At 48.7% G+C, this 5,450-nt stretch carries 5 protein-coding genes; 3 read left to right on the top strand and 2 right to left on the bottom strand.

Going from position 1 to position 5,450, the window contains the following annotated elements; translation table 11 throughout:
- Positions 1-279: 279 nt before the first annotated feature.
- Both QT996_RS14265 and QT996_RS14260 read right to left on the bottom strand, forming a co-directional pair.
- Complete coding sequence (locus QT996_RS14265; RefSeq protein WP_242719356.1) at positions 280-501, bottom strand: hypothetical protein; 222 nt, start codon at positions 499-501, stop codon at positions 280-282.
- Positions 498-2,267 carry a S8 family peptidase gene (locus QT996_RS14260; protein WP_333047329.1) on the bottom strand — a complete coding sequence of 590 codons (1,770 nt, stop codon included), beginning with the start codon at positions 2,265-2,267 and terminating at the stop codon, positions 498-500. Before QT996_RS14260 ends, QT996_RS14265 begins: the two co-directional genes overlap by 4 nt.
- Before the next feature lie 254 nt (positions 2,268-2,521).
- Here QT996_RS14260 and QT996_RS14255 point away from each other — a divergent pair, with 254 nt between their 5' ends.
- The 3 genes from QT996_RS14255 (at position 2,522) to QT996_RS14245 (ending at position 5,244) form a co-directional block, all read left to right on the top strand.
- Positions 2,522-2,938 carry a hypothetical protein gene (locus QT996_RS14255; RefSeq protein WP_333047263.1) on the top strand — a complete coding sequence of 139 codons (417 nt, stop codon included), beginning with the start codon at positions 2,522-2,524 and terminating at the stop codon, positions 2,936-2,938.
- 287 nt (positions 2,939-3,225) lie between these two features.
- Positions 3,226-4,935 (top strand): pentapeptide repeat-containing protein, encoded by a 1,710-nt coding sequence (locus QT996_RS14250; protein ID WP_333047262.1) that lies wholly within the window; start codon positions 3,226-3,228, stop codon positions 4,933-4,935.
- A 30-nt stretch (positions 4,936-4,965) separates the two neighbouring features.
- Positions 4,966-5,244 carry a hypothetical protein gene (locus tag QT996_RS14245; RefSeq protein ID WP_333047261.1) on the top strand — a complete coding sequence of 93 codons (279 nt, stop codon included), beginning with the start codon at positions 4,966-4,968 and terminating at the stop codon, positions 5,242-5,244.
- Positions 5,245-5,450 lie beyond the last annotated feature (206 nt).

The raw sequence follows: 5,450 nt of genomic DNA, 5'->3' as shown, positions 1-5,450 counted from the left end.
ACCTCGAACCGGAGACTAAATTAGTAGATGCACCCTGATTAATTAACTCCCGACCAATTTTGGCCGGGTTTTTTTTTCGTATTGCAGCCAAAACAGCAAAATTTCAATAAGTCAAGAATTATCCGCGTTAATCTGGGTGCATCTGCAGTTAAAAATCAAATTGATCCCGAACATCATGCTAGCCACTGGAAAGTAAATAAAGATGCACCCTGATTAATAAACCCCAGCCAATTAAGGCCGGGGTTTTTTTTAGCTCAAAAGCTGGATTAACCTATTAGGCTAAATCGCATCAAAAGACTGCACCTCAAGAACCGGGCCGATCATAGCAAAAGTCATCACATCCTTGCGGACTTCACCTTTAACACTGACTTTCAAACCAGCTTTTTTCAAATCAGAAGGAGCATCCTTAAGTTCGTAAGTTTCCCCATCTTCGCCGACCAAAGCCCAAGTACCGGGACCCAATCCTTTGCGTTCAATTACACCTTTGACAGTAATACTCATGCCGATCGCACCTCTGTTTTAATTGCTAAACGTGCTAATCCAAAACACAGTAAAGCATTGACAATCAAAAATGTTTGTGATACCAAACCTGTGCCCAATCCCCAGACTGCGGGAGACACAAAAGCATTCACCGCTAAACTGCTAGCAAAGCCGATCGAAATTGCGATCGCGATCCACTTCCACTGTTGATGTCCCAACAGCAAAGCAATCAAAATCCCAGGAATCAAAACGCTAGCAAAAAAGGGATTCAGCATACTGCTGCCATTGATTGCACCGCCGAGTTCGGGAATAGAACTGCCCATCACCCGCATCGGCCACTGCGGTAAGTCAAATACAAACAAGTTCCGCAGGAAAAAGAACCCAGAACTACCAGCCATCAAGCCGCCGGAAAAGCCCCAAGTCCACTGGAACGGAAAATAATTCCGCATAAAGAAAGCCAGCAGGTAAGAACCCAGCACCATTGCAATTTTAGGCAACAGGGCGACTGCACCGCCGTCAATCCAAAAGCGGGGACTGAGATAGCCGTTGTCGCGCAGCCAGCGGAAGAAATCGCGGAAGTTGATTTGTCCGCGCTGGGCTAGCTGAACTGCTGCGGCTGCGTCTAGGTGTCCCGAACCAAAATGGTTTAACGGATCTTCAGTCACAGTTCGCGAGGACTGCAAGAGTACGCTGCGAATTTCGTCTGGTTCTGTGATACCGGAGGCCTTGACAAGGGCTGCAACGGCGGCAACGTGGGGAGAAGCCATGCTAGTGCCTTGGTAGCCTTCAAAGACTTCGGCGCCGGTTTCCGGGTCGATCGTACTTTGCAGGATTTTGCCCATTTCAGAACCGCCGGGGGCTGCAATGTCAACCCCTGCGCCGAAATTGGAGTAAGGGGCTTTTTCGTCGTCGGGGCCGAGGGCGGAAACGCCGATGACGTGGGGATAGCGGGCGGGATAGGAAGCGGAACTGTCGCCGGAGTTGCCGGCGGCTGCGATGATGACAACGCCTTTAGAGTGGGCGTAGTCGATCGCCTCTTCCATTAACTGACTTTCGCCACCGCCACCTAAACTCATGTTGATGACATCTGCGCCGTTGTCAGCAGCAAATTTGATCGCTTCGGCGATGTCAGAAACCGTGCCACCACCGCTGCCGCCTAACACTTTTAGCGGCATTAAAGCTGCTTCGTAGGCAATGCCTGCAACGCCGTAATTGTTGTTAGTTGATTGGGCGACTGTACCGGCGACGTGAGTACCGTGGCCATTGTCATCGTAGGCTTCGGCGCGATCGTTTACAAAGTCGTAGCCCGGTACAAATTTGGTTTCTTTTAAGTCAGCGACGGGAGTAATACCCGTGTCAATTATCGCTACTGTTGTGCCGCTGCCTTTGGTTTCGTTCCAGGCAGATTCTACGTTGATACTGCGGAGATTCCACTGCTTGGTATACATGGGGTCGTTTGGAATCTCGAAAGTCCTGTAGACGTAGTTCGGTTCAATGTATTCGGTATCTTTAGCCAAATTTGATTTTCTCAGGGCGTTTAGCAAAGTGCGATCGCCCTTAACTACATATACATTGTCGCCCGCGGAGAATTCGCTGTTGAGTTGCGGTGCGATTTGGTACTGTTGGGCGATCGCATTTACTTCTTTCGCAATCTCAGCAGCACCCAAATCTTCGCGGAAATCCAGCACAATCGAGTCGTAAGTGCCTTGAGTAGCAAGTCCTGGGAAATTAGAAATCGCCCAGCCGAGCCCGATTAAAAATAAGCACAGAAGGAAAAACTTTTTCATGGCCGATCGTCCGTTTAGGGAAGGCTTGTTCACCACAATAACCCAATTTTCACCGCCAGCGCCAGTTTTCCTTGCTGCGACTTGTGGGGATCTCGCACGCGGGCGTTTGGTATTTTTCGGCGGTGGCTGTTGCTCAATCAAAAATTGCTCTAATTTCTAGTTTAAATTGCAGAGCAAGTTTTACGACTTCAATTAATTGTATCATTAGAGAAGATGAGAAACAGAACCTGGACTATTTTCAACAAGGGTATTGCATGGAAAGAGGTTTAATGTGGCTGCCGCTGCTGGCAATCTTTATCGGGCTGGCTTGGGCTGGATGGAACGAGTATCAAAAGCTGGAAGCGTATCGCGTCTGGGCAGAACAATTCGCTAAAGCCAAGTACGATATTTATGCTGTACTCGGTCAGCAAGAAGACAGTTTAACTTGGGGAAAACCTACTCGCAGCGGGCCTGTGAATTTGCAAACTTTTTCTTTAAAAGACGTGCAGTCGCTGCGGTTGTTAGTCAACTCTCAGGCAGTTGATTTAGAGTCGCCCCCAAGTTCTGGAAGTCCAATAGCCCTCGAATTTTTGTTGAAAGATGCTGCTGCGGTGCAGGTTCCTTTTACAGAAATTCCTCTAGCGACTAAATGGGGAAAACACTTGCAGCAAGAATTGCAGCGCTTTAGGTAAAAGCAGTCTCCGGCGGGGCAGCGTATCAGATATAAATTCGGCTACTTGAAGTTACAAAAGTCTGTAAAACTGGTAGTAGAAATAGAACTTACGCAACAAATCCTTTGAACTGCCATCTATAGGGGTAAAGTACCCACGGATCACCCGGAGGACATGAGTTCTTGCAGTAAGTAGTAGGAGTAGTGTCCCCGTGCCTAGCCCGCTCGTGTTCCGTGCGTACCTTACAGTTAAAGTTATTGACCAGCGCGTCCTAAAACAGCTAAATTGCCAGCCCCCCAATCTGCGGAATGCAAACACAAGAATTTTTACAGCGCTATCAACAGGGAGAGCGCAACTTTGGTCACATTGACCTCAGCGGCGCTAGTTTAAGCGGTGTTAACCTGCGAGATATAGATCTCACTGGTGCTAACTTGACCGGTGCTAATTTGAGCTGGTCTTTTTTGAGCAATGCCAAGTTGATAGGGGCTTGTTTGCGCCGCGCGGATCTCCGCAGTGCGGGGCTAGCTGGGGCGAATCTGAGCGGGGCAAATTTGAGCGGGGCAAATCTTGCTAAAGCGGATTTGCGCCTTGCTTGTTTGGAAGCAGCAGAACTCAATTGGGCCGCGTTCCCCGAAGCGGATTTGGGCGGTGCTAATCTTCAAGGAGTTAAATCTGACCAGATTAATTTTGCCGGGGCTAAACTCGACGGCGCGAAGTTGATGGCGGCGGAATTGATGGAGGCGAATCTCAACCGCGCCAGTCTTGTTGGTGCTAATTTAACGGGTGCTAATTTGCGGGAAGCGCATTTGGTGGAAGCGAATTTGCGATCGGCAATTTTAATCGGTGTAAATTTGATTGAATCTGATTTGAATGGCGCTCAAATGCGATCGGCAAATCTGACAGGCGCTGACTTGCACCGAGCTGTGCTGGCGGGGGCAGATTTGACTGAGGCGGTGCTGGATAACGCTGATTTGAGTCGAGCTAATCTGGCGGGTTCTTATTTATTGAAAGCGAGTTTTAAGAAGGCACTTTTGCTGCGAGCTAACCTGCAAGGAGTGTATTTACTGCGAGCTGATTTGAGCGAAGCTAATTTGCGTAATGCTGATTTGCAAAAAGCTGATTTGAGCGGCGCTTATTTGATGGATGCGATGTTAGGTGAGGCGGATTTAAGAGAAGCTTGTTTGATTGAGTGCCGTTTGATTCGGACGAATTTGGAGGGGGCGCAGCTTACGGGCTGCTGCATTCAAAATTGGCAAGTTCAAGATGTCGATCTGTCGAAAGTTGACTGTCGCTATGTTTTTACTCAGTTTGATTATACTGCGAAAGTTGCGGCAAATCGCTTGCCGATCGATCGCGATTTTGAGTCTGGGGAATTGGGGCGGCAGCATCAAGAGGAAAGTTCGATTGTGGAGGTGTGTTTTGCTGAACCTCCTAATTGGGAGGCTTTGGTTTTTACGGTGCGTCGGGTGGAGTTGGAAAGCCGCGAACTCAAGTTGAACGTTCAATTTTTTGAGTCTGCTGGAGAACAACATTTACTGCGGCTGAGCGCGAACCGTTTGGTAAATGGCAAGATTTTGGGCGATCGTATATTGGCGCTTTATCCAGATATGTTGGAAAAGGTTTTAGCCAAGGGCGCTGAAATTTTAGGTTTGCTTGGCTTGGTTGTTCCTAGTAACAGTGCAGAGTCGGCGGAGCCGGGTCAAAAGGAAGTATTGCTCAGAAGACAGGAAATCTACCAGCGAATGGTGCGTCAAATTTCGTTTATTTTGATGTCTCAGACGCCGGATAAATTCTCCGAAAGCGTGCAGCGGCTGTTGGATTATTTGAAGCAGCAAGGTATCCCGACAGAGCAGATTCAAAAGAAAGTCATCAGTCAGGCGATCGTGCAGCGGGCGAAGCAAGACCCGGCTTTTCGGGAACAGTTGCTCGCGTGGGAGAAAAGGGCGTCCGATCGCGTTCGCTGTTCGATGATGGGGGAAGCGGTGCGGTATGCAATTACCCTTTTGATCGATTATTAACAGTTAATTGTGAACACTTGAAGCCGGAGAGTGTTTCATACCCGCACTTGCTCTTCTGCGTCGGAAACTGCAAGCCTGGTGCAGCGGGCAAAGCAAGACCCCGGTTTTCGGGAACAGTTGCTCAGGTGGGAGAAAAGGGCTTCGGAGTGCGATCGATCGCTGTTCGGTAATGGGGGAAGCGGTGCGGTTTGCGATCGGTCTTTTATCGATCTGTTCGATCCGGAGTGGGGACGCTTTCTGGGTAGTAACCCGTACTTGCTGGGATCGGTAAACTATAAACAGGCTGTTTCGGTAGGCGCTAAAGTTTAAATTAGGCGATCGCCTTTCTCATTCAGATGTGCATAGACGCTTTCATCTCAGAGTGTAGAGGAGTGAGAGGCCCAGATCAATGACCGCGTAGCTCATCTATATGGGCTGACGGCTAACGAAATGAATCTTATTACTGTAGTTTAGACTAAAAAATGATTGCAGCCAAAAGTAGCTGCCTTTGAATATCCGGCAAGCTGTTACTCAAA

This window comes from Microcoleus sp. S13C4, assembly GCF_036700865.1.
Lineage (GTDB): Bacteria > Cyanobacteriota > Cyanobacteriia > Cyanobacteriales > Microcoleaceae > Microcoleus.
This window is presented reverse-complemented; position numbering and strand designations above follow the sequence as displayed.

Coding starts and splice junctions, on each gene's coding strand:
- QT996_RS14265 (WP_242719356.1), bottom strand. CDS start 501: ATGAGTATTACTGTCAAAGGTGTAATTGAACGCAAAGGATTGGGTCCC.
- QT996_RS14260 (WP_333047329.1), bottom strand. CDS start 2,267: ATGAAAAAGTTTTTCCTTCTGTGCTTATTTTTAATCGGGCTCGGCTGG.
- QT996_RS14255 (WP_333047263.1), top strand. CDS start 2,522: ATGGAAAGAGGTTTAATGTGGCTGCCGCTGCTGGCAATCTTTATCGGG.
- QT996_RS14250 (WP_333047262.1), top strand. CDS start 3,226: ATGCAAACACAAGAATTTTTACAGCGCTATCAACAGGGAGAGCGCAAC.